This is a genomic window from Sphingomonas sp. (genome assembly GCF_019242355.1).
In the GTDB taxonomy this organism is placed as follows: domain Bacteria; phylum Pseudomonadota; class Alphaproteobacteria; order Sphingomonadales; family Sphingomonadaceae; genus Sphingomicrobium.
Window position 1 is genome coordinate 1 of record NZ_JAFAVR010000069.1, and the last position, 3,592, is coordinate 3,592.

Genomic DNA, 3,592 nt, shown 5'->3' on the forward strand with positions numbered 1-3,592 from the left:
GCCCAATCAGGCGCTGGATCTCGTGCGTCCTGCCGCCGACCTTGCCCCGCTCTGCTTCGCGCGGAGTGCGGGTGAGGGTGGCCCGAGGCAGCATGCCATATTCCGCGGTGACCCAGCCCTGACCCTTGCCGCGCAGGAAGGGCGGCACCTTCTCCTCGACCGAAGCAGTGCACAGCACCCGGGTGTTGCCGAAGCTGACCAGGCACGACCCTTCGGCGTGCATTGTGAAGGCGGGCTCGAACGTGAGTTCGCGCATTTGATCGGGCGCGCGGCCGGACGGACGCATAGAATCTCCTGATACTGGTGCGGGCCGCCATTACCCGTTCGTGCCGAGCGAAGTCGAGGCACCTTTGCAGCGTCCCTCGACTTCGCTCGGGACGAACGGATTGAGGGGTTCCGGCGATGCTCCTACATGCCATACATGACCCAGCCCATCGGCGAGCTCACCGACCGCATGCGCGATATCTTCGGGCTGGTGGTCGAGGCGTATCTCGACCGCGGCAATCCCGTTGGATCGAAGATGCTTGCCGGCAGCGTCAGCCTGTCGCCTGCGTCGATCCGGGGTGTGATGCAGGAGCTGGAGGAGCGGGGGCTGCTCACTCATCCGCATACCTCGGCGGGGCGGATTCCGACCGAGAGCGGGCTTCGCCTGTTCGTCGACGGCATCATGCAGGCGTCGGCGCCGGACCCGCGCGAGCGGCGTGAAATCGAGCGGCGGATCGTTCGCGACCAGCCGATCGAGGATGCGCTTGCGGCGGCGACTGCGGCGCTGTCGGGTCTGTCACAGGCGGCCGGTGTGGTGCTCGCTCCAAAGCAGGAGATGCGGCTGAGGCAGTTGTCCTTCGTGCCGCTGAGCCCCGATCGGGCGCTGGCAGTGCTGGTCGGCGCCGACGGGTCGGTCGAGAATCGCGTTGTTGAGCTCGACGGGCTGACGTCGGCGGCGGGACTGGCCGAAGTCAGCAATTTCATCAACGCGCGGCTGTCCGGCCTGACGCTCGCCGAAGCCGAGGGCCGCCTCCGGGCCGAAATCCGCGAGCGCAAGGAAGCGATCGACTCCGCCGCAGCAGAGCTGGTCGCGTCGGGCCTTGCCGCCTGGACCCAGGACCATGAACGCCGCCCAGTGCTGATCGTGCGCGGCCAGGCCAACCTCATCGACGACAGCGCGGCCGAGGACCTGGAGCGCGTCCGAAGGCTCCTCGACGAGCTCGAGGACCGGCAGGAGATCGCGCGGCTGCTCGAAGGCGCTCGCGACGCTCCCGGCTGCCGGATCTTCATCGGCTCGGAGAACCGGATGTTCGCGCTTTCGGGCTCGTCGGTGATCGCCGCGCCCTATCGCGGGAGCCATGGCGAGGTGGTCGGCGTTGTCGGCGTGATCGGACCCACGCGGTTGAACTATGCCCGCGTGGTCCCCATGGTGGATTTCACAGCAAAAGCCCTGACGAGATTGATGGCATGACCGAAGACGAAAAGTTGCACGACGAGGCCGAGGAGATCCGGAGCGAGACCGCCGAGGATTCGCCCGAGCTTCAGGAGCATGACGAGATTGCGCAGCTTCGCGAGCAACTCGCGGAAGCGAACAACAAGGCGCTCTATGCCGCCGCCGAGGTGCAGAACGTGCGCCGCCGGCTGGAGCAGGAGAAAACGCAGGCCTCCGCCTATGCCGCGGCGAACTTCGCCCGCGACATGCTGGCGATCAAGGATCACCTTGACCGCGCGCTCGGCGCGGTGTCGGACGAGCTTCGCGGGGACAAGGTCGCGAGCCAGTTCCTGACCGGCATCGAATCCACCGCTCGCGAGCTCGATGCCGTGTTCACCCGTAACGGGGTGACGCGTGTAAAGTCCGTCGGCGAGAAGCTCGATCCCAATCAGCACCAGGCGATGATGGAGGTCCCCACCGGCGAGGCCGAGGCCGGCACCGTCGTGCAGGAGATGCAGCCCGGCTACATGCTGAAGGATCGGCTGCTTCGCCCGGCGATGGTCGCAGTGGCTCGCTCTAACTAACTGGTGCTTCTACACCTGTTTGATTGTGCTACTCCTGCCGCCTAGGGGGAGAGAGCCATGAAGTTGCGCATATTGTCCGTCGCCCTTCTCGTGTGCGCCGGCGGATGCGACAGAATCCCAGGTACGAACGCTTATTTGATCCGGCACGCTGAGAAGTTTGCCGCCGATCAGCTTATCGACCCTAGTTCTGCAATGTTTCGCAACGAGAGCGTGCACAACCTAGCGGTTTGTGGTGAGATAAATGGCAAGAACCGCATGGGTGCTTACGCCGGCTTCACGCGCTTTCTCTCTTTGAAGGATTCGGATACCGCTTTGGTGGACCCTCAAGCAGATCCAAGCGACGCTGCGTCTGCGGAAGAGTTGTGCAATTCGGCACGGTCGAACGACTACAGCTCGCCCTCATTGGTCCAAGAATCATGCCAAAGAGCATCTGAGGAACAGGCCAAACAATCTGTCCAAGACACCTTTAACACGATGTGGAAGGGCAGCTGTCAAAATACCTGATCGAACGCTATCTAGTTATTTCCTCGTCCGCAAAAGAGAACTCGAGCAGAACGGCAATAGCTCGCGCGGGGGAACGCACCTGCCGAGCGCCCCGTGCGCGGCCAGGAAGGCGTCCTTGACGATCTCTGCCTGCTGCTCGAGCCCGTAGCGGTCGAACGGCCGGCCGGGCTTCAGCCTATATTCGTAGCGGCAGAAGGGATGGCGCATCAGCGGCAGGTAGAAGCGGCCTTTGGCCTGCGCCTGCCAGACGTGCGTCATCTCATGCATCCAGAACGCCTGCTGGCCTAGCGGCTCCTTCGAGAAATCGTCGCAATAGCCGCCGCCGTCGGGGTGAAAATGGATGTTCCCGGTGGGCGCCATCGCGCTTCGCTTCGGCTGGAAGGGCCACCATTTGCCGCGGAACAGCCGGACCTTCGAATAGTCGATGGAATCGCCGAAGATCGGCCGGGCAAGTGCGATTTCTCCGGGCGTGAGCGGCCGTCCGTCCATCGCCCGGCGATACCGCGCCACGGCTCCCGGCGCCACTTGCGGCGTTTGGGGCGCAACGCTAGGGCAACGGCAAAGCTATAACGGAGGAAGCGTCACATGAGCGAGACTGCCGACCGGGTGAAGAAGATTGTCGTCGAGCACCTCGGCGTCGAACCCGAAAAGGTCACCGAGGACGCCAGCTTTATCGACGATCTGGGCGCCGACAGCCTCGACATCGTCGAGCTCGTCATGGCCTTCGAGGAAGAGTTCGGCGTCGAGATCCCGGACGACGCCGCGGAGAAGATCACGACGGTACGCGACGCGATCGACTATATCGACCAGCACAAGAGCTGATCGGGCCCAGGACTGCCTCAGGCGCGCCGAACAGCGGCACGAACGGCTTCCCGAACCCATTCGGGAGGCCGTTTGTTTTGGAAGAGCAGACCGGAGTTGAGAATATGCGACGTGTAGTCGTCACGGGTCTGGGCCTCGTCACGCCGCTGGGCGGTGACGTCGAGACCAGCTGGAAGAACATCCTGACGAGCAAGAGCGGCGCCGGGCCGATCACGCATTTTGACGCCAGCGATCAGAAGTGCCGCATCGCCTGCGAGGTGAAGCC

At 64.0% G+C, this 3,592-nt stretch carries 7 protein-coding genes; 5 read left to right on the forward strand and 2 right to left on the reverse strand.

From position 1 onward, the window contains the following. Positions 1-286: ribonuclease PH (rph, locus tag JOZ79_RS03135; RefSeq protein WP_294070430.1), on the reverse strand; the 286-nt coding region annotated here is incomplete at its 3' end. Between the two features lie 135 nt (positions 287-421). Here rph and hrcA point away from each other — a divergent pair. Genes hrcA through JOZ79_RS03150 form a run of 3 tightly spaced genes read left to right on the forward strand, consistent with a single transcriptional unit; the run spans position 422 to position 2,505 of the window. Continuing rightward, positions 422-1,456: a heat-inducible transcriptional repressor HrcA gene (hrcA, locus tag JOZ79_RS03140; protein WP_294070441.1), complete on the forward strand. Its 1,035-nt coding sequence runs from the start codon at positions 422-424 to the stop codon at positions 1,454-1,456. Continuing rightward, positions 1,453-2,001 carry a nucleotide exchange factor GrpE gene (gene grpE / locus JOZ79_RS03145; protein WP_294070433.1) on the forward strand — a complete coding sequence of 183 codons (549 nt, stop codon included), beginning with the start codon at positions 1,453-1,455 and terminating at the stop codon, positions 1,999-2,001. The genes hrcA and grpE overlap by 4 nt, the downstream gene beginning before the upstream one ends. A gap of 57 nt (positions 2,002-2,058) precedes the next feature. Beyond that, entirely contained in the window at positions 2,059-2,505 is a 447-nt protein-coding gene (locus JOZ79_RS03150) for a hypothetical protein (protein WP_294070435.1), read from the forward strand. A gap of 15 nt (positions 2,506-2,520) precedes the next feature. Here JOZ79_RS03150 and JOZ79_RS03155 read toward each other — a convergent pair whose 3' ends face one another. After that, the gene (locus tag JOZ79_RS03155; protein ID WP_294070444.1) at positions 2,521-2,994 is read right to left on the reverse strand and encodes a vgr related protein; all 474 of its coding nucleotides are present in this window, start codon (positions 2,992-2,994) and stop codon (positions 2,521-2,523) included. Between the two features lie 96 nt (positions 2,995-3,090). Here JOZ79_RS03155 and JOZ79_RS03160 point away from each other — a divergent pair, with 96 nt between their 5' ends. Together JOZ79_RS03160 and JOZ79_RS03165 are read left to right on the forward strand one after the other, a co-directional pair. Further along, positions 3,091-3,327: an acyl carrier protein gene (locus JOZ79_RS03160; RefSeq protein WP_294070438.1), complete on the forward strand. Its 237-nt coding sequence runs from the start codon at positions 3,091-3,093 to the stop codon at positions 3,325-3,327. A 104-nt stretch (positions 3,328-3,431) separates the two neighbouring features. Then, positions 3,432-3,592: beta-ketoacyl synthase N-terminal-like domain-containing protein (locus JOZ79_RS03165; protein ID WP_294070447.1), on the forward strand; the 161-nt coding region annotated here is incomplete at its 3' end.

Bases quoted from the DNA above. Each gene is read 5' to 3' on its own strand.
- hrcA (WP_294070441.1), top strand. From the start codon at position 422: ATGACCCAGCCCATCGGCGAGCTCACCGACCGCATGCGCGATATCTTC.
- grpE (WP_294070433.1), top strand. From the start codon at position 1,453: ATGACCGAAGACGAAAAGTTGCACGACGAGGCCGAGGAGATCCGGAGC.
- JOZ79_RS03150 (WP_294070435.1), top strand. From the start codon at position 2,059: ATGAAGTTGCGCATATTGTCCGTCGCCCTTCTCGTGTGCGCCGGCGGA.
- JOZ79_RS03155 (WP_294070444.1), bottom strand. From the start codon at position 2,994: ATGGACGGACGGCCGCTCACGCCCGGAGAAATCGCACTTGCCCGGCCG.
- JOZ79_RS03160 (WP_294070438.1), top strand. From the start codon at position 3,091: ATGAGCGAGACTGCCGACCGGGTGAAGAAGATTGTCGTCGAGCACCTC.